Source organism: Sphingomonas sp. SRS2 (genome assembly GCF_000971055.1).
GTDB lineage: Bacteria > Pseudomonadota > Alphaproteobacteria > Sphingomonadales > Sphingomonadaceae > Rhizorhabdus.
Map to the genome: position 1 here is coordinate 29,157 of NZ_LARW01000061.1, position 18,455 is coordinate 47,611.

General features: G+C 61.9%; 16 protein-coding genes. 7 read left to right on the top strand and 9 right to left on the bottom strand.

The genetic code is table 11. From position 1 onward, the window contains the following. Window positions 1-2: 2 nt before the first annotated feature. Together WP12_RS05605 and WP12_RS05610 are read left to right on the top strand one after the other, a co-directional pair. Entirely contained in the window at window positions 3-671 is a 669-nt protein-coding gene (locus tag WP12_RS05605) for a serine O-acetyltransferase (RefSeq protein ID WP_084690983.1), read from the top strand. Beyond that, window positions 664-2,175, top strand: coding sequence for a lipopolysaccharide biosynthesis protein (locus WP12_RS05610; RefSeq protein ID WP_046192780.1), 1,512 nt, complete (start codon window positions 664-666; stop codon window positions 2,173-2,175). Before WP12_RS05605 ends, WP12_RS05610 begins: the two co-directional genes overlap by 8 nt. An 89-nt stretch (window positions 2,176-2,264) precedes the next feature. Here the strand turns inward: WP12_RS05610 and WP12_RS05615 are convergent, their stop codons facing one another. From WP12_RS05615 to rfbC, 5 genes are read right to left on the bottom strand one after another with little or no spacing between them, the layout of a single operon-like run. Beyond that, a complete protein-coding gene (locus WP12_RS05615) occupies window positions 2,265-2,747 on the bottom strand; it encodes a cyclic nucleotide-binding domain-containing protein (RefSeq protein WP_046192781.1) in 483 nt (160 codons plus the stop codon). Then, a complete protein-coding gene (gene rfbA, locus WP12_RS05620; protein ID WP_046192782.1) occupies window positions 2,747-3,616 on the bottom strand; it encodes a glucose-1-phosphate thymidylyltransferase RfbA in 870 nt (289 codons plus the stop codon). The genes WP12_RS05615 and rfbA overlap by 1 nt, the downstream gene beginning before the upstream one ends. Before the next feature lie 4 nt (window positions 3,617-3,620). Then, window positions 3,621-4,511: a dTDP-4-dehydrorhamnose reductase gene (gene rfbD, locus WP12_RS05625; protein ID WP_046192783.1), complete on the bottom strand. Its 891-nt coding sequence runs from the start codon at window positions 4,509-4,511 to the stop codon at window positions 3,621-3,623. Then, window positions 4,508-5,566 carry a dTDP-glucose 4,6-dehydratase gene (gene rfbB, locus WP12_RS05630; RefSeq protein WP_046192784.1) on the bottom strand — a complete coding sequence of 353 codons (1,059 nt, stop codon included), beginning with the start codon at window positions 5,564-5,566 and terminating at the stop codon, window positions 4,508-4,510. Before rfbB ends, rfbD begins: the two co-directional genes overlap by 4 nt. A 12-nt stretch (window positions 5,567-5,578) precedes the next feature. Continuing rightward, window positions 5,579-6,136, bottom strand: coding sequence for a dTDP-4-dehydrorhamnose 3,5-epimerase (gene rfbC, locus WP12_RS05635; protein ID WP_443027854.1), 558 nt, complete (start codon window positions 6,134-6,136; stop codon window positions 5,579-5,581). A 197-nt stretch (window positions 6,137-6,333) separates the two neighbouring features. Between rfbC and WP12_RS05640 the strand changes: the two genes are divergently transcribed. Genes WP12_RS05640 through WP12_RS05660 form a run of 5 tightly spaced genes read left to right on the top strand, consistent with a single transcriptional unit; the run spans window position 6,334 to window position 12,856 of the window. Beyond that, a complete protein-coding gene (locus WP12_RS05640; RefSeq protein WP_046192858.1) occupies window positions 6,334-8,673 on the top strand; it encodes a glycosyltransferase in 2,340 nt (779 codons plus the stop codon). A 31-nt stretch (window positions 8,674-8,704) separates the two neighbouring features. Continuing rightward, the gene (locus WP12_RS05645) at window positions 8,705-9,967 is read left to right on the top strand and encodes a glycosyltransferase family 4 protein (RefSeq protein ID WP_046192786.1); all 1,263 of its coding nucleotides are present in this window, start codon (window positions 8,705-8,707) and stop codon (window positions 9,965-9,967) included. Further along, entirely contained in the window at window positions 9,964-10,761 is a 798-nt protein-coding gene (locus tag WP12_RS05650; protein ID WP_046192787.1) for an ABC transporter permease, read from the top strand. The genes WP12_RS05645 and WP12_RS05650 overlap by 4 nt, the downstream gene beginning before the upstream one ends. Before the next feature lie 28 nt (window positions 10,762-10,789). Then, window positions 10,790-11,953, top strand: a complete 1,164-nt coding sequence (locus WP12_RS05655; RefSeq protein ID WP_046192788.1) for an LPS biosynthesis protein — start codon at window positions 10,790-10,792, stop codon at window positions 11,951-11,953. 48 nt (window positions 11,954-12,001) lie between these two features. After that, window positions 12,002-12,856: a hypothetical protein gene (locus WP12_RS05660; protein ID WP_046192789.1), complete on the top strand. Its 855-nt coding sequence runs from the start codon at window positions 12,002-12,004 to the stop codon at window positions 12,854-12,856. Between the two features lie 10 nt (window positions 12,857-12,866). On the opposite strand, the gene WP12_RS05665 is transcribed toward WP12_RS05660, so the two are convergent. The 4 genes from WP12_RS05665 to WP12_RS23370 are packed head-to-tail and all read right to left on the bottom strand — an operon-like array spanning window position 12,867 to window position 18,430. Then, window positions 12,867-13,529 carry a class I SAM-dependent methyltransferase gene (locus WP12_RS05665; RefSeq protein WP_052730230.1) on the bottom strand — a complete coding sequence of 221 codons (663 nt, stop codon included), beginning with the start codon at window positions 13,527-13,529 and terminating at the stop codon, window positions 12,867-12,869. A 31-nt stretch (window positions 13,530-13,560) separates the two neighbouring features. Next, window positions 13,561-14,514, bottom strand: coding sequence for an FkbM family methyltransferase (locus WP12_RS23365; RefSeq protein ID WP_052730231.1), 954 nt, complete (start codon window positions 14,512-14,514; stop codon window positions 13,561-13,563). After that, complete coding sequence (locus WP12_RS05675; protein WP_046192790.1) at window positions 14,511-15,740, bottom strand: FkbM family methyltransferase; 1,230 nt, start codon at window positions 15,738-15,740, stop codon at window positions 14,511-14,513. The genes WP12_RS23365 and WP12_RS05675 overlap by 4 nt, the downstream gene beginning before the upstream one ends. A 59-nt stretch (window positions 15,741-15,799) precedes the next feature. Continuing rightward, on the bottom strand, window positions 15,800-18,430 hold the full coding sequence (locus tag WP12_RS23370) for a class I SAM-dependent methyltransferase (protein WP_235398983.1): 2,631 nt from the start codon (window positions 18,428-18,430) through the stop codon (window positions 15,800-15,802). Window positions 18,431-18,455 lie beyond the last annotated feature (25 nt).

Below are 18,455 nucleotides of genomic sequence, written 5' to 3' on the forward strand. Positions count from 1 at the left end.
AGATGACCGAGCACCAACCTAGGTTAGATCAAGTATCGCTATGGGATCTCATCAAAGAGGATCATCGCACGCATTACTCCGACTGGACCCGGCCTGGTTTTAGGGCGATGGCCGTGTATCGCTTTGGGCACTGGGCCCTGAGGCGAAGATCCTACACGCTTAAGCTGGTCTTAAGCGTGATCCACCGCACAGCCTTCCGCTTTGTGCGGAATGTCTATGGTATCGAGATCAGGCCAACGGCTACTGTTGGCCGACGGTTCCATATCGGCCATCAAGGTGCGATCGTCGTGCATGCCCACGCCGTCATCGGCGACGACTGCTTGATCAGGCAGGGCGCTACTCTTGGTATAGGCGGTCTGGAACGTGGCACGGATTTCGAGGAGAGCGGCCCGATCATCGGAAATCGGGTCGACATCGGCGCGGGTGCTATGATCGTAGGCCGCCTGACCATAGGCGACGACGTGAACATCGGACCTAACGCGGTCGTGCTGGTGAATGTCCCATCCAACTCGACGGTGTTGCCCCCGCCGGCCCGTATTCTGCCGCGCCCACCTCAGAACGCGGCTCTGCAAACCAGTACTGCTACTACGGCGGGAGCGATTTCGGCCGCGATCCTGTCGAGCGGTTTCTTTCTGCGTGCAACGGATTACTTGCCGGGAATTTATGCCTGAACCGCCCTTGGTATCGAGGTTCGATCCCGACGAAGAGGTTACCAAGCGCGCCGTCGGTCGCGGCGCGATGGTGACGGCGTTCGCCCAAGGGCTGAAGTTCCTCGTACAATTCATCTCCGTCGTGGCGCTTTCACGGCTGCTCGCCCCCGAGCAGTTTGGCATCATGGCGATGGCGACGCCCTTTTTTGCGTTTCTAATTCTTTTCCAGGATCTTGGTCTCACACAGGCGACGATCCAGCGGCAAACGATCAGCCATGCGGTTGTGAACTACCTGTTCTGGATCAATATGGCCGCAGCTACTATGCTGGCCTTGTTGCTCCTGGCCCTCTCGCCCTTGGTTGCCTGGTTTTACAGCGAGCCACGTGTTGGCGGCCTCGTCGCTGCCATGAGCGTCCTGATGATGGTTTATGCGGCCGGTGCTCAGCATTCGGCGATCCTCAGCCGGAAGATGAAGTTCCAGTGGCTCGCTGTCATCGAAGTGAGCAGCGCGGCCGCCACCGTGATCGTCACCCTATTGTGGGCGCTGGTGGACCAATCATATTGGGCGCTATATTTCGGTACCCTCGCGGGAGCGATCACCAGTACGTCCGCGATGTGGTTTGGATCGCGATGGCTTCCGTCATTGCCGCGCGCCTGTCCCGAGGCGAAGGAAAGTCTCGGATTCGGCGCAAGTCTTACGGGATCCAGTCTGGCCAATTTCGCATCCCGCAATCTGGACAATGTGCTGATCGGCAAGGTCTGGGGAAGCGTGCAGCTAGGCCTATATGATCGTGCCTATAAGCTACTGTTATTTCCGCTGTCCCAGATCACCAATCCACTGTCTCGCGTCATGGTACCGTCGCTATCTCGCTTGCTGAGCGAACCAGAGCGTTATCGATCGGGGTTCTTGGCTATCATGCCGTTGATCCTGTTTGCTACTCTCCCGGGAGTCGCCTTTGCCGGCGCGATGTCTGATCGGCTGGTGCCATTTGCGCTCGGCGAGCAATGGACCGGAAGCGCGCCTATTTTCAGTGCGCTCGCCTTTGCAGGCTTGCTGCAGCCGTTGAATAATCCGGCAGGATGGCTGTTCATTAGCCAAGGTCGTGGAGCTGACGCCATGAAGTGGGCCTTGTTCACCGCAGCCTGCTCGATCTGCGCGTTTGCACTCGGCCTTCCTTATGGTGCGCTTGGAGTCGCTATTGCGATCTCAGTCAGCGAATATCTGCGTACGCCACTCCTCTGGGCATATGTCGGACGGAGGGGGCCGGTGAAGGCGAGAGATATCCTGCGGATCGCGCTTCCATTTGTTACGGGTGCGCACATATCGATGCTCATAATCTGGCTAGTGAGCGATCTGCTGCCTGAGGGTCCGGTGCTGGGATTGATCAGCGGCCTGGTTATTGCATATGGAGCGACCTTGGCGATCGCCTATCTTTTCCCTGGGGGCCGAGCCGCGATCGTCCAAGCTCGATCCTCCCTGGCGCATCTGCGCGGCAGTGATCGCACTATCCATGCTCGCGGATGATCCAGTTCTGCATAAGGCGCCTTCTATCGATGGCGGTGGCTGCTTGCTGCCATAGCTTCCGATGATGGACGAACGGCAGCTTCCAGCCGCTAAGGCCCCGACTTCCCGAACAACCGGCTGAACCGCGCCCGTGCGGCCTTGTCGGCTTCCTCGTCATGCGCGGCGCGGACGGCGGCGGTGGTCTCGCGAAGGCGTTCGGACAGGAAGACGGCGATCGCGCGGTAGAAGCGGGCGGCGAAGACGGGTTCGTCCTCGAAGCGCTGAAGGATCAGTTTGCGCGGGATCGCGAGCATCTCGACGATATCCTCGGCGATCACCGAAACCAGCGGCGAATGGCGGTCCACGAAGGACATTTCGCCGACCACGTCACCCTGATGAAGCTGGGCGACGCGGGTGCCGTCATCGAGATTCACCGCCAGCGTACCATTGATGACGAAGAACAAGTCGGTGACTTGCTTGCCCGAGGTGACGAGCTTCTCACCGGCGCGGAGCCGGCGCAGCTTGCCCATCGAAAGCAGCCACAGCATATCGGCATCGCTCAGGCCGGCGGCGATATAGCGGGCGTTCTGCATCAGCGTTTCAATACCATCGATCGCAAATAGACCCCATAGGCGCTCTTGCCGAGCGCGTCGGCAAGGCACTCGACCTGCGCGGCATCGATGAAGCCCTGTTCATAGGCCACCTCCTCGGGACAGGCGATCTTGAAGCCCTGCCGCTTTTCCAGCGTGCGGACGAATTCGGCAGCCTCGATCAGGCTGTCGGGCGTGCCGGTGTCGAGCCAGGCATAGCCGCGGCCCATCAACTCGACCGACAGTTTCCCCGCGGCGAGATAAGCCTTGTTGACGTCGGTGATCTCAAGCTCGCCACGCGCCGATGGTTTGAGGTCGCGGGCGATAGCTACCACGTCCGCATCGTAGAAATAGAGGCCCGTGACGGCCCAGTTCGAGCGCGGCGCAGCGGGCTTTTCCTCGATCGATAGCGCGCGCATCGCTCCGTCGAACTCGACCACGCCATAACGCTCGGGATCGGTGACATGATAGGCGAAGACGGTCGCGCCGTCGCGGCGCTCCACCGCGCGCCTGAACAATTCGGTCGCGCCATGGCCATAATAGATGTTGTCGCCGAGGATCAGCGCCGACGGGCCGTTCCCCACGAAATCCGCGCCGATGATATAGGCCTGCGCCAAGCCGTCCGGGCTGGGCTGCACGGCATAGCTGATCTCCATGCCCCACTGGCTGCCGTCGCCAAGCAGCGCTCGGAAGCTGGGCGTGTCGCGCGGGGTGGAGATGACCAGCACCTCGCGAATGCCGGCGAGCATCAGCGTCGTTAGCGGATAATAGATCATCGGCTTGTCGTAGACCGGCAGCAACTGCTTCGACGTCACCATCGTCATCGGGTGGAGCCGCGTGCCGGAGCCGCCCGCCAATATGATGCCCTTCACCCGCTCACACTCCAGTCTGCGGGACCGTCCCCACCAGTTCGTCGATAATGTCCCGCACCGCCGCGCGCCAGTCGCGTGGGTGAATGCCATAATCAGCGGTGATCTTCGAGGTTGAAAGGCGCGAATTGGCCGGGCGCTTCGCCGGCGTCGGATAATCGGCGGTGGTGATCGCCTCGATCTCCGCCACCGGCCCGCCCGCTGCCGCGCTCAGCACAAATATTTCTCGCGCAAGCTCACACCAGCTCGCCTCGCCCGCATTTACGAAGTGGTGGATACCGAGCGGCGCGCCCTCGTCCTCAATCAGGCGCAGCGCAATCACCCGGATCGCCGCCGCTATGTCTTCCGCCGAAGTCGGACAGCCCCGCTGGTCGTCGACAACGCGCAGCGTCGGATTGGTCGCCGCGACGCGCAGCATCGTCTTGAGGAAATTGGCGCGCTGCGCCGATATTATCCAGGCGGTGCGCAGGATCACCGAGCGCGACTGGCCCGCCTGCACCGCACGCTCGCCCTCCAGCTTCGACGCGCCATAGACGCCGAGCGGCGCGACCGGATCGTCCTCCGTGTAAAAACCCTGTTTCGACCCGTCGAAGACATAGTCGGTCGACAGGTGGATCAACGGAACGCCAGTGTCAGCGAGCCAGCCGGGCGCTTCGCCGTTGATCCGGAAGGCGGCGTCGCGATCCTCCTCCGCCTTGTCGACCGCGGTATAGGCCGCGCAGTTGATGATCGCGGCGAAATCATAGCTGCGCAGATAGGTGAAAAGGCTCGCCTGCGATGCCAGATCGCAGGTTTCGCGGGTCGGAAAATGGACCCGGACATCCACCGGCCAGTCCTGCCGCTTCAGTTCAAGGCCGACTTGCCCCTGCCCGCCTGTAACGAGGATGTGGCGAGTCATGCCTTGGCGAGCCCGAGACGCCCGGTGTCGTAGCGCAGCGCAAGAATGTCGCCCCACCAGCCGCGATTGTCGAGATACCAGCGCACGGTCCGCTCGACCCCCTGCTCGAACGTCATCTGCGGTTCCCAGCCGAGCGTGTCGCGGATCTTGGCGGCGTCGATCGCATAGCGATGATCATGCCCGGGGCGGTCGGTGACGAAGCTGATCTGGCCGGCATAGGGCCTGCCGTCGGCGCGCGGGCTCAGCCGATCGAGCGTCGCGCAGATCGTCTCGACCACGTCGAGATTCTTCCGCTCCGAATTGCCGCCGACATTATAGGTTTCACCGGGTACACCGCCCTCGAACACCGCGCGTAACGCGCGGGCGTGATCCTCGACGAACAGCCAGTCGCGGACGTTCGAGCCATCGCCATAGACCGGCAGCGGTTCGCCGGCGAGCGCCCGGATGATGATTAGCGGGATCAGCTTTTCGGGAAAATGATAGGGTCCGTAATTATTCGAGCAATTGGTGACGAGCACCGGCAATCCATAGGTATGCCCCCAGGCGCGGACGAGATGATCCGACCCCGCCTTCGACGCCGAATATGGCGAGCGCGGATCGTAAGCCGTGGTCTCGGTGAAATAGCCATCATCACCCAGCGAACCGAAAACCTCGTCGGTCGAGATATGGTGGAAGCGGAAGCCCGCCTTCCGCGCGCCAGCCAGACCCTGCCAGTAGCCCAGCGCCTGCTGAAGCATGTTGAAAGTGCCGACGAGGTTGGTCTGCACGAACTCACCCGGTCCGTCGATCGACCGGTCGACATGGCTCTCGGCGGCGAGATGCGCGATCACATCGGGCTCGAACTCGGCGAGCAGCCGGGCGACTAGCGCGGCGTCGCAGATATCCCCCTGGACGAACCGGTAGCGTGGGCTGTCATCCACCGGAGCGAGCGAACTCAGCACACCGGCATAGGTCAGCTTGTCGAGGTTGAGCACCGCATGCCCGGTCTCGCCGATCAGGTGGCGGATCAATGCCGAGCCGATGAAGCCCGCGCCGCCAGTGACAAGGATACGCATCGTCTGTTCCGTTCAGGGTGCGAGCGGCCGGAGCGGCTCGCCGTCATAAGCGAAGGGGCTAGTCCACTCCGACAGGGCAGGCAATCGCATGTCCTTGTCCGACAACACCGGCCCCGTGGAAGGAAGCGGCCAGTCGATCCCGATCATCGCACAATTCCAGCGGATTCCGCCATCGGTCTCGGGGGCATAGATATCCGAAACCTTGTAGATCACCTCGGTATCGGGTTCGAGCGTGACGAAGGCATGGCCGAACCCGACCGGTATGTAGAGCTGGTTGCCATTGTCCGCCGTCAGTTCGGCGGCGACATGCTGTCCATAGGTCGGCGAGCCTGCCCGCAGATCGACCGCATAGTCGATGATGCGACCGCGGCTGCAGCGGACGAGCTTGGCCTGAGCATGGGGCGGTGCCTGGAAATGGATTCCGCGGATCGTGCCGGCCAGTTTCGACAGACTATGATTGTCCTGAACGAATTCATCGGCCACGCCCTGCTCGGCCAGACGCGGACGATGATAGGTTTCCGAGAACCATCCGCGATCGTCGCCGAAGCGGCGCGTGTGGATCAACTTCACGGGCAAGTGCCGAACTCCCAAAATGCTCGACATCGCCGATTGCAGGGCTTTCGCCCTCTGTCCAGTCCGATGCAGACCGCCGGCCCTGAGATAACTATGTTGCGGCGCGTGATCCCCTTCTCTACCACCCGGCCCGTCGGGGACTTTCAAGACTGTTGGACGATGACCTGTAAGCAATGCAGGGCGGCTTCCGCCTGATGCGCAAAATCCTGCGATTCTCCCGGCGTATCTTCGCCTTCCTGTTCCCGCGTCCCGATACCCCGGCGCGCAAGGCGGCGCGGCTTGGCGATGCGGCGCGCGGCCGGCGCGACTGGCCCGCCGCGGCCGAAGCCTATCGGACCGCGGTGAGCGCCGATCCAGATATGGCTCATATCTGGATCCAGCTCGGCCATGCGCTCAAGGAGCAGGGCGACCTGACCGGCGCGATCGAGGCCTATGGCGCGGCCGCCGCGCGCCGTCCCGACCTCGGGGAAACGCATATCTTCCTCGCGCACCTTCACAAGATGCTCAACCGGATCGAGCTCGCGATCGTCCATTTCCTCAAGGCGCTCCACAGCGGCGAGCAGACCGCAGGCGAGAATGACGAACTGCTTCGCCTGCTCGCGCAGCAAGGCGATGCAGGTCGCGCCGGTCTGATAGACCTGCTCGCCAGCGCCTTTGCCGAGCTGCCCCCCGCCAAGGGAGAGGCACGGCTGCTGAGCCAGATCCGCGACGTCGTCACCCATGACATGACGTCACCGCCGCCCGCCGCGACCTCAGGCGATCCGCGTCCCGCGCTGGTCTTCGATATCTCCGACCTGATCGGCTATTATGCCAATGCCCGGCTGCCCACCGGCATTCAGCGGGTCCAGCTGGAAACGATCGAAGGCGCGCTGTCGCGGGCCGACGGGCGCGAGATCCGGCTGTGCTGCTTCATCGACGGCCGCGAGGAATGGCTGGAGCTCCCGCTAGGCCGGATGCGCGCGATCGCGCGGCTGAGCGTCGCTGGCGGCGACCGCTTCGATCCCGAGTGGACCGACGCGGTGGCGGGGCTGCGGCTATTCCTGTCGCTGACCCATGCCTTCGAATTCCCGCACGGTGCGTCGCTGATCAACCTCGGCACCAGCTGGTGGCTGCAAAATTATTTCCTGTTCGTGCGCCATGCGAAAGCGACCAGGGGGATACGCTATATCCCCTTCGTCCATGACATGATCCCGATCATGACCCCCGAACATTGCACGCGCGGCCTGACCCAGGATTTCATCAGTTGGGTGATTGGCGTGTTCGACCATGCCGACCATTTCCTGGTGAACTCGCAGGCGACGAAGAAAGACCTGCTGACGGTAGCCGCCACCCTCGGCCATGAACTCGCCCCCGACGACGTCGCGGTGATCCCGCTCGACACCGATTTTCGCAAGCCCGGCGCCACCGAACTGCCCGATGCGGCGCTCGACCGCTGGCAGCTTCGCCCCGATGGCTTCGTGTTGTTCGTGTCGACGATCGAATCGCGAAAAGGCCATCTGATCGCGTTCGACGCCTGGGCCGATCTGATCGCGCGCCATGGGCCGGATGCTGTCCCGCAACTCGTCTGCGTCGGCAATCGCGGCTGGTTGAACGACCGCATCTATCAGCGACTGGCGAACGATCCGGTGCTGGCCGCCAAGGTTTCGATGCTCTCGCGGCTGTCCGACGAGGAATTGTCGCTGCTCTACCGGACCTGTCGTTTCACCGTCTATCCGAGCACCTATGAAGGCTGGGGCCTGCCGGTCACGGAGTCGCTGTGTTGCGGCAAGGTGCCGCTGATTTCGGACGCGGCGTCGCTGCCCGAAGCTGGTGGCGATTTCGCCGTCTATGTTCCCGCCGGATCGGCCCCGGCGCTGGCCGATGCAGCCGAGCGACTGATACTCGATGCGGAATATCGCGCCGCGCTGGAAAGCCGGATACGCGCCGAATTCCGCCCCCGTGCCTGGAGCGACCTCGCCCACCAGATCGCCGACGAACTCGATCGCTTCGCTACGCGCGATGTAGGATCGGCTATCGCCCCTCTCCCGCCGCTGACCGCGAAGATCGGCGCCTGGCATGCAATCGCCCGCAACGAATCCACGCGCATCTGGCGGGGCATGCGCACCGGGGAGGGCTTCCGAGCGGATCTCGGCTGGTATTGGCCCGACAATCGCGGATGCCGGGTCCGGCGCGAAGGCGGCGAGTTGCTCATGCGGATCGATGGGCCCCACAAGGCGCTACGCATCCTGGTCGAACTGGTCGGCGACGAGCATGCCGACGCTCTGTGGTCGCTACGCAGCGGCGATATCGAACAGGGCGGTGAGATCCGCAAAGGTCAGCGCAGCTGGACCACCTTCACCGTCGATGCGGCCGGAGCGAGCCATGAGCTACGGATCCGGTTCGAAGCCCCGCCAGCCGGGGATGGCCCGGCGATCACCTATTTCGTGTCGGGCTTCTTCCTCCACGCGATAGAGGACATCGCCACCCGCCAGGATTTTGCCGAGGCCGTAGCCCTGGGCCGACTGGACTGGCTCGACGCCTTCCGCGACAGGTGACGGCGCGAACCATCCGCGATAAGGACCGCGCATGTTGACCGAGCCGGCGGACGCCGCTTCATCGTCATTGCTGCCGGCCGGTGCGGAGATCATCCTCGATCTGTCGCGGCTGCTGTCGCGCACGCTGCATGCGATGCCGACCGGGATCGACCGGGTCGAGCTCGTCTATGCCCGCACCCTGTTGTCGCTGGTGCCCGATCGGCTGCATTTCGCTGCGGTCAATCCATTCGGTTTCTATGGCCGGCTGCCGCGCGAGACCGTCGTCCGCTTTCTCGACGAGACCGAAGCACGCTGGGCGAACCAGGCCGCGTCGTCCCGTCCCGCGATGCTGTGCGCCGCCGCGCGGACACTGATGCGCCTTCGCCCGCGGCGGGTGCCCTCCGCCGATGGCGCGCGGCGCTATTATGTCCAGGCGTCGCCTCATCACCTCGATAATGCCGACCGGGTCTATGCGAAGCTACGCACCGAAGACGCCCGGTTCATCGCGCTGGTCCATGACCTGATCCCGATAGAATTCCCTGAATATGCCCGCCCCGATGGCGCGGAAAAACATGTCCGTCGGATGAACACCATGGCCGAACTCGCCATCGGGCTGATCGCCAACAGCGGATCGACCGCGCAGTCAATGGAGCGATTCCTCGCCGGCTCCGGAGCAGAGCCGCTGATCCGCGTCGCTCATCTCGGCGCCGACCCGCTGCCCCAAGGCGAAGACCCATCGCCGATCCCGCAGCCCTATTTCGTCGTGCTGAGTACGGTCGAGCCACGCAAGAACCATCTTCTTTTGCTCAACATCTGGCGGCGAATGATCGAGACAATCGGGCCGGAGCGCACGCCGCATCTCGCGATTATCGGGCGGCGCGGCTGGGAAAATGAGAATGTCGTCGACATGCTCGAACGCTGCACCGCGATCCAGGGGCATATCCATGAATTTTCAGGGCTGTCCGACCCGATGGTGGGCACGCTCTTGCGGAGCGCCCGCGCGCTGCTATGCCCCTCCTTCGCGGAAGGATTCGGCATGCCGGTGACAGAGGCGCTCCTGTGCGGGACGCCGGTGATCTGCAGCGATCTACCCGCCTTGCGTGAGGCCGGCGGTTCCGTCCCCGACTTCATCGATCCGTTGGATGGACCGGAGTGGATCAGGGCGATCATGGACTATAGCTCGAACGACCCACGACCGCGCGAGCAGCAGATCGAGCGGCTTCGGGACTGGACGCCGCCAAGCTGGCAAGGGCATATCGAAACCGTGCTGAAGCTGATCACAGATATCGACCTGAGTCGGGACGCCTGCGCATGACAACCGCGCCGCGACCGGGCTTCTATCACCAACTGACGCTCCAGCTCGACGTGATCGGCGCTCTGGTGCTGCGCGAGTTGCATACCCGCTTTGGCCGCAACAATATCGGTTATCTGTGGATGATCGGTGAGCCGATGATGCTGGCGACGGTGATCGGCGCACTGCACGCCTTTCAGCCCGGACATGTCGGATCGACGATGCCGCCGGTCGCTTTTTCGCTTGTCGGTTATTGCATCTTCATCATCTTCCGCGGCATCTTCAACCGGGCCGAGAGCATTCTGGAAAGCAGCCTTCCGCTGCTATACCACCGCATGGTATCGGTGCTAAACGTCTCCATATCGCGGGTAGTTGTCGAAAGCGTCGGCTGCGTAACCACCTTCATATTGCTATATACCATCATCATCCTGCTGGGGTTCGCCGAACTGCCGGCGCGGCCGCTTTGGGCGATGGCAGGCGTTGCGGGGATGATCTGGATATCGTTCGCCTGGGGTCTGAACGTCACCGCGCTGGCGTTCGACAGGCCCACTATAGGGCGACTGGTCCACCCGATCTCCTATTTCATGATGCCCCTATCGGGTGCCTTTTTTGCCGTCGAGTGGTTACCCGTCAGCATCCAGAAAGCCGCCGACTGGTTCCCTCTGGTCAACGTATTCGAGATCGTCCGCTACGGCATGTTCGAAATGGCGTCGGACAAACATCTGTTTCCCGGCTACCTCATCGCCAACTGCGCCTTTTTCACCTATGCCGGCTTGATCGCGCTTCGCCGGGTTCGCAATCGCATTCACCTGAACTAAGACCCCGCCAGCTCTATTCGGATATTCGATGCACGGAATCATCAAACCCCAATCTAGCCAAGATGCAGCCGGCGAGCTTTGGACGGACAAGCTGCGTGGCTGGGCCTATCGCAACAAGTGGTTCGTGTTGCTGGTGCTGTTGCCGACGCTGCTGGTGGCGATCTATTATTATCTGCTCGCGTCCGACCAATATCAGTCGGAAGCGCATTTTATCGTGCGCACGGCTGACAGCGCACCGATGCCATCAGGCGGTTTCAGCCAGCTGTTGGGTTTGGGTGGCGGAGCTTCGCAATCCCGTAGCGAAGCGATGAGCGTCAACGACTATCTCGATTCGCAGCAAGCGGTGAATCTTCTCAATCAGCGCACTAATCTGGTAGAGCGCCTTCGCCGTCCGGAAGCTGATATCGCTACTCGGCTATGGTTCGCGGAGCCTACGCCGGAAATGCTCATGCGCTATTACCGCAAGAAGGTGGATGTGCGCTTCAATCAGGAGACGGGCATCACGACGCTTCGCGTCCGCACGTTCCGGCCCGAAGACAGCTACACGGTCATTAATCAGTTGCTCGCCATGGGCGAGGAGCGCGTGAACCTGCTCAACCGCCGCAGCCAGACGGATGCGCTTAAGACCGCTCGCCGGCAGCTTGCCGAAGCCGAGCAAGGCCTGCTCGACGTCCAAAGCAAGCTGACCGTCTTCCGTCAGGAACGTGGCGACCTTGATCCGGAGCGCTCGGGCACGGCGCAGCTCGGCCTCGTCACGACCCTGCAAGCCCAGCTGACGAATGCGCGTGCGCAACTCAATGCGATGCAAGGCATTATTACGCCCAGCAGTCCCCAATATGTGGCTACCGCGGCGCGTGTCCGCGCGCTCGAGGCACAGGTCGCCGGACAGACGGGCAAGCTTACCAACGGCGGCGGAGCGATCGCGGCGCGGCTGGGCAACTATCAGGATCTCCAGATCCGCCAGCAGTTCGCCGCCAAGCGCTACGAAGTCGCCGCCGCCAACCTGGAAAAGGCGCGCGATACCGCGATGAAGCAGCAGCTTTACATCGTCCGCGTGGTCGACCCGAACCTACCCGTGAAATCAGAATATCCGGAGCGCGGCAAGATCCTGCTGACCCTCTTCCTGTCGCTGATGATCGCTTATGGCATCGGCTGGCTATTGGTGGCCGGCGTCCGCGAGCATTCGCTCTGAACCGGCTGACCGGACCACATTCAAAGCGGTCGAAGTAGGAGGATGGGAATGGATTTGACGATCTTGCAGACGTCAGATGCATTCAAATATAGCCGGATGCTGCGAGCGACGTCGCGAACCGCCATTGAATATGCACGCCGGCACGGCTTCGTTTATGAGAGCTTCACGGGTATCAAGAGGGGCTTCCGGGGGGCTCATGCGGCGTTCAATCGCATCATGTTGCTCGATGAGATGATCGCACGCGGCAATCGCGGCTGGGCGCTGTATATGGACGCCGATGCCTATGTGTATGATCTCGACTTCGACCTGCACACCTATCTGGCCGACAAGCAGGATAGATCGGCAGTCATGGCGACAATCCCCGGCGAGATGGTCCCTTGGCACATCAACTCCGGCGTGCTGCTTTTCAATCTGGGTCATCCGGCCGGGCGCTCGCTAATCGGTGAATGGAAGCGGCGCTTCATGGCAATCGCAGAGGATAGTCTACGCTCGCTAGAAACGGTGTGGGACGACGAGAACGACCAAATCCTGTTGTACAAGGCGCTTAACGAGGATCCGGTATTGCGAGACGCCGTCCTGTTTGAAGATGCCAAGCTCTTCAACCATCACGACGCCCGGTTCATCCGCCAGTTCCTTAACTCGCTGGACGGCAACATCGATACGCGCACCGAAACAATCGAGGTGGCGGTCAACGAAGTGCTTCATGGCCAAGGCATGCACGCCGGGTCCAGCGCTGAGCAGCAGATGGTCGCTGATCTTTATCGCATTATATTAGGACGTGATCCCGACTCCGGCAGCCGTGGCTATTCGGACCTCATAGCAGCGCAAGGCCTTACGCGCGGCACCCCCATCGTGGTCAGCGCGCTGCTGGATAGCGAAGAATATCGCCTCAAACGACGGTAATGGCTTGACCTTACGAGCCGCTCTTTCCTAGGTCCCGAGGCATATAAAGTAGCGTACGGATCTGCTCGAACAGTGGACTGGAGAACTCTAGGACATAGGCTCCGCCTAAACTGAACGGTTCTGCATTCAGATCGAGACATCTGAAGTCCCCAGGGACGATGTCGTAATTATGGCCCGTGGTGAAGTCGGTCGTCGACAGGTCGTAATTATGATGCTTCAGCTTCCGATAAGAATTGGTAATCAAGCACATCGGATAACGGTTGAACAGCCGATCACGATGCACGAACACGTCCGCATTGGACAAGTGCTGCAGGACATCCTTCATGATCAGCAGGTCCGCCTGCGGAACCTCGTTGAAATCCTGCGGCATCATATCGAACGAGACATTGTCCGAGGCATAGAGCCGGCGATTTCTCTCGACCACACCCTCGACCACATCGAAACCGTGGTAGCGCACGCCGGACAGGTTGAGCAACCGACTGAACTGCCAATCGCCGCAACCGATGTCGACGATCGACCTAATGTTATTCAACGCGATAAAGCGCTCGATGAAGGCCCGATATTCGATCGTCCAATAAGGAATCGAGCCTCCTCCCGAATGGCCGCCCCAGGCGGAAGAAATATCGTCATAATAATGACGAAAGGCGTCACCTCGGCTATCGATGTTCGTCATCGTTACGCGGCTCCCTTCCCAAGGCGCGGGCTCATTGAATTTGGAACAATAAATCGAAATGCACCCAGCCGGACGGCAGGTGGCCAGCGAACGTAGCGGCTTTATCGCGCTCCTGCCATAATGCCATGAGACTTGCGGCCGACCGGACTTTGGTGCGGCCACCATCATGCTCGACCAGTTCGACTATGTCCGTAAGGTCATAGATGAAGTCCGCCAGTGTCCGTGCATCGATCCCGCCCTGCGCATTGAGGCATAGCGGGTTAAACTCACACAGAACCTTCGGCTTATGGCACGCCAGCGCCTGCCGCATGCCCTTCAAAGCCGGCAGCTCATAGCCTTCGATATCGATTTTGATCAGATCCAGCCGCTGCTCATACTGCAATATCTCATCTGCTGGAATAGCCTGGATGACCTCTGCGGCTTGGGTCGCGAGCGCATCACCCAGCACCTTCGCGTTGGACGCGCTGGTCAGACCGATCATGTGCCGGTGATCCGACAAAGCCAGCGGGAATAACGTGACGTTCGCGAATTCATTGGCAATGACACCTCGACGAAATGCCGAGACATTTTGCGGATTGGGCTCGAACGCAACGACCTTACCCGTGGGCCCCACCACAGCGGCGGCGTTGAACGACATGATACCAACATTGCCGCCAACATCCACGAAGGTCTGCCCGAGCGCGAGGTTTGATCGGATCGCATCGACGATATGCGGTTCCCAGCCTCCCCCTGCCGCGATGTGCCTTCCGAACTCCGGCTCCTGCGGATCGACAACCGCTTTCAGATCGTTACCGATGTCGACTGCAACATAGCTCGCTTTTCCCTGCGTGAATTCCGGGCTCTCGAGCAGAGCCCTACGGAGGTCGGGCCAGATCAGCTTACCCGATCGCAGGCGTTCCGCATAATGATCGAGCCCGCCGGAATCGGCATCGCGCCCCAGTATCCACCGATAAGCGGCACGGACGTCTTCCTCGGCGTCGCTCATCGTCCCATCACGCCTGACAGCCTGTCGTTACGCCATACCTGTTCGCCGTCGACGAACAACACCCGCCGTCCGTCCATCGTTGCGCGTAGGATGCACGGAACTTCGGATTCGCAGACCCACTCATTATCATGGAGCAGATCAAAGAGATGCCCCTCGATGCTGCGTGAGTGAGTGCCGATCACTAGCCGCCGGACCTTGGCGTTCAGATGATCAATTCCCGCGGCTAATACCGCCTCTTCATGCCCTTGTATGTCGATGTGGATCACGTCGACCCGGTCTTTGCCCGCCAACAGGGTTTTTATCGACAGGCATCGTATCTCTTCCAATTCCCCCCGCATCGCGGCGGCATCACGCTCGGCTTCGCCGAACACCGCATTGGCGCCATAGTCGTCAGTCGCCACCGGAAGACGAGGAAAGGACGCTATGCCATCGTCCGCACCGACCACCGCATGGTGCAGGCTATGCCTTTCAGGATTGAGACCGTTATTGCGGAAATTATCTAGCATAAAGCCATGGTGCTCCGCGGAAGCTTCCACGCCGGTCAGATCGATATCCTCGATACCGCGCAAGCGGGCGGCGCGCTCCGAAGCGACCAACCATGGCGCCCATCCCGCCCCCAGCTCCATCGCCGTGAATCGGTCGCCGGCTTCGAGCACACTGCGTAGAGTGCCGACCCATTCGGAAGTGCCATGCAGGCTCGGTTCACGGTCTCGGGGGACGCTCTTAAACACATAGCCGGCCAGCCGGTGCCAGCCGCGATCCAGATAATCTACCTTCGTAGTTGCGCCGAACATGTCACGAAACGCGCCATCGACCGCACCACTCTCTGGAAAGGGCGCGAAGGCATTTATGATCGCGAAATCGGTGAGCGCACTGGAACCCGGCGAGCCCGTTTCGAACTCACGCGTGCCACAGATGCGCAAGCGAAGATTGTTGACCTTATCGTCAGAAAGCAGGTTATGCTCGAGTTCAGCCTCGCTCGGCTCCCTGCGCAATAGCAGTCGAAACCCCCACAGCACCCCCTCTCGCCAGTCTATCGGGTATTCGGGTTCGAAAATCTCGCCCGCTCGATCCAGGAGGAGCGCAAATTCGCGCGATGTTCGCAAATTCCGACGCAATGCCTGCGGATCGGTGAACGAACTCTCGCCGGCGCGCCGCTCCTCGGTTGAAGGATCCCGATTCAGGATCAGCCGATACGCCCAGAGAACGCCCTCACCAATATTCATGCCTAACTCCCAAATGCGTGATCGACAGTGCAGCCGTGCGGTTGAAAAGAGCAACCCCATCAGCCGTTATCCTCGCCAATTCCGATATAATGTTCTTCGACATAGCCGGTGCGCAGCCAGTGGCGATGGCGGGACGCCAGCCGATAGCCGTGCGCATCCCGCACCAGCTCGGCGACTGCCGTCCTTCCCGGCAGCTCGGCCTCGGAATTGATGCTCAACATGTGGTGCACACCGATCCGCCGAGCGTCGCGCAGTATATTGGTGGCGATGCAACGCTCTATACTGGGCAACGTATCCGTGTTGAACAGGATGTCGATCGAGCCAGGCTCGATCCCGGCAAGCGCATCGATCGAGCCGACCGCGGTGGCAGTGGTCACATCCTGCAGCACATAAGCCTGGACGGCGCTCATCACGGGCGTATCGAACAGCCAGTACCGGCTCACGCCCAGCGTAGCAGCATAATAGGCGGTCAGCCCCGCGCCCCCGCCGATCTCTGCGATGCTCGCTTGCCCGCCCAGACCGAGCGCGTCGGCCATCTGGCGCAGACGCCAGGCCGCATGGATCGCATCGAGCATCCGCATATGGACGATCCGTCCGCCGCCCACGTCGATGCCGAGATGACCGCCGATCGACGCCGGCGGGGTGAGGTCGATGCCCAGCGCCGCCTCGACATCGCCGAACAGGCGCGCCGGATCGATCCGTGGGTTCCCGCCCCACGATCCGTTTTCCGGATTTTCCAGTCTGACCGCGCCGACCGCTTCGGACAGCGAGAGCAGCTTGTCGTAGGTCCAGCGGGCCAGACGATCGGCGAAGCCACGATCGCGCGCGCGCTCATGCTGGCGCGCGCCGCCGAGAAAGCCCTGGGCGAAATCGGCACGGCCAAGCCCGGCTAGGCGGGCGGCGGCCATGTTCGCGTCCTGCCGCGTCAGCGCATCGGTAAAACCGTCCCAGACCGCTCCCTCACTCGCCGGTCCGGAAGCCCTGGCCCATGCCGACATTACCGCCGGCAGAATATCGATCCGGGCGACGGGAACGGGCGCCTCCATCAACAAAGGTTGCCGCAGGTCGCTATGCGCGAACCGCGCCGACCAGCGATCATCCTCGGTCGAAGGCTGCATGACGGCGACCCGGCCGTCGCGGCGGAAAACGTCGGTCACGGCTTCCGACAGGGTGCGGAGCCGATCCTCCAGGCTAGGCGACAAGGCCCTTAGTTGCTGTCGAATGAAACGGGCATGCGGCCCGTTGAGGAAGGACATCTGTTCGACCAGCACCGCGCCGGCTATCGCCGAATCCCGCTGCAATATCTGATGCAGCAGATCCTGGTCATTCCCGCCGCCGAACCACTCGTCGCCAGCGCGCAGATCGTCATCGCTGTGCCCGGCGAACCCTGCCGCCCATTGCGCCACCAGTTCGCGGCCGAGCGGATGACCGAGATTGATCAGCGCCACGCCGGCATTCACATCCCACGGTTCGCCGGTGACACCCGACGTCGCGAAGATCGCCGCGCGATCCTGTTTGTCGGCGAGGTATGCTGGAAGATCGAAGTCGAGATCCTGGATCCAGGCGTCGGCATCGAGATAGAGCGCCCAGCCGGTGAAGCCGCGTTCAACCAGTTCGGCCAGCATTGGAATGCGGTTGAAGGTGGCCTGCCACGGATGGAAGCCGCGCTTGATCCCGACGAAGCTTTCATAGCCGAGGCAATGGCGGCGGCAATATTCGCGGACGTTGGGCGCGGTCGTCGCCAGCATCGGCGCGTAGCGGTCGGCGTCGGCGGTCTGGAGGACGATGACGTCATTGCCCGCCGCCCGGTGCCGCGCCCGCTCGCTGGCCGCAGCGTTGAGCCGCAGCACCGCGCAGAACTCGTTGCGATCGCGGGCAGGGTCATAGAGGCCCGCCAGCTCGAACCCCGTAAGATCGAGTGCGCCGAGCGCCTCGATGATGCCGCGGAAGCTGTCGGGCGTGAAATACCAGGCGTGGACGTCGATATAGTTACCGCCGCTCATATCATAGGCGCTGATCGCGTTGCGCAGCCGCTCGATCCGGTTTGCCGGTACGGCCAGCCCGTGGTCGCCCGCCCAGTGGCGCGCCGGCACATTGTGGGTGGTAAGCGCCACATGCTCGATCACGCTGGCGATATTATGGACGCCCCGCCGTTCGCGATGCGCCTGAATGACGTCGGCGATCGTGCTTTCGGCCATATAATGGTCGAAACAATAGCGTTTGTCGGGAATGATCAGGCAGAACAGGCCATCGGGCTCCAAAATGCGCTCGACCTGCTCGAGGTGCTGGACCAGATCGGGGTTATGCTCGATCGCATGGCTGCTGATCACCCCGTCGAAGCGGCGGCTGACCTGTTCGAGCCCACCGACATAATCAATCCATGCGGGGCATCGCGCAGGATCCTTGCCGATCTTGACCGCGCGCGCGCGCAGCTGCTCGGCATCGAGGACATCGAGATAGGCGATATTGGGACCGCGCAACAACGGATCGCAGAAGGGACCGATCTCCAGGACCGAGCGGCCATCGTCGATCAGCCCGATGAGATTCTCGCGCAGCGCCATGGGCGACGCCACCCGTCCCTCGGCACGGCCGGTGCGGACATAGTGATCGGCCGCCTCATCGCGCGAGATGGCGAGATCGGGATTGACCGCCAGATAGTGATCGGCGTCGAAACGGGGCGGCAATTGCATCACCATAGCGTCCGGTTAGCCGCTG

Excerpts from the sequence above, each read along its gene's own strand:
- WP12_RS05605 (WP_084690983.1), top strand. The coding sequence starts at position 3 with ATGACCGAGCACCAACCTAGGTTAGATCAAGTATCGCTATGGGATCTC.
- WP12_RS05610 (WP_046192780.1), top strand. The coding sequence starts at position 664 with ATGCCTGAACCGCCCTTGGTATCGAGGTTCGATCCCGACGAAGAGGTT.
- WP12_RS05615 (WP_046192781.1), bottom strand. The coding sequence starts at position 2,747 with ATGCAGAACGCCCGCTATATCGCCGCCGGCCTGAGCGATGCCGATATG.
- rfbD (WP_046192783.1), bottom strand. The coding sequence starts at position 4,511 with ATGACTCGCCACATCCTCGTTACAGGCGGGCAGGGGCAAGTCGGCCTT.
- rfbB (WP_046192784.1), bottom strand. The coding sequence starts at position 5,566 with ATGCGTATCCTTGTCACTGGCGGCGCGGGCTTCATCGGCTCGGCATTG.
- WP12_RS05640 (WP_046192858.1), top strand. The coding sequence starts at position 6,334 with ATGCGCAAAATCCTGCGATTCTCCCGGCGTATCTTCGCCTTCCTGTTC.
- WP12_RS05645 (WP_046192786.1), top strand. The coding sequence starts at position 8,705 with ATGTTGACCGAGCCGGCGGACGCCGCTTCATCGTCATTGCTGCCGGCC.
- WP12_RS05650 (WP_046192787.1), top strand. The coding sequence starts at position 9,964 with ATGACAACCGCGCCGCGACCGGGCTTCTATCACCAACTGACGCTCCAG.
- WP12_RS05655 (WP_046192788.1), top strand. The coding sequence starts at position 10,790 with ATGCACGGAATCATCAAACCCCAATCTAGCCAAGATGCAGCCGGCGAG.
- WP12_RS05660 (WP_046192789.1), top strand. The coding sequence starts at position 12,002 with ATGGATTTGACGATCTTGCAGACGTCAGATGCATTCAAATATAGCCGG.
- WP12_RS05665 (WP_052730230.1), bottom strand. The coding sequence starts at position 13,529 with ATGACGAACATCGATAGCCGAGGTGACGCCTTTCGTCATTATTATGAC.
- WP12_RS23365 (WP_052730231.1), bottom strand. The coding sequence starts at position 14,514 with ATGAGCGACGCCGAGGAAGACGTCCGTGCCGCTTATCGGTGGATACTG.
- WP12_RS05675 (WP_046192790.1), bottom strand. The coding sequence starts at position 15,740 with ATGAATATTGGTGAGGGCGTTCTCTGGGCGTATCGGCTGATCCTGAAT.
- WP12_RS23370 (WP_235398983.1), bottom strand. The coding sequence starts at position 18,430 with ATGCAATTGCCGCCCCGTTTCGACGCCGATCACTATCTGGCGGTCAAT.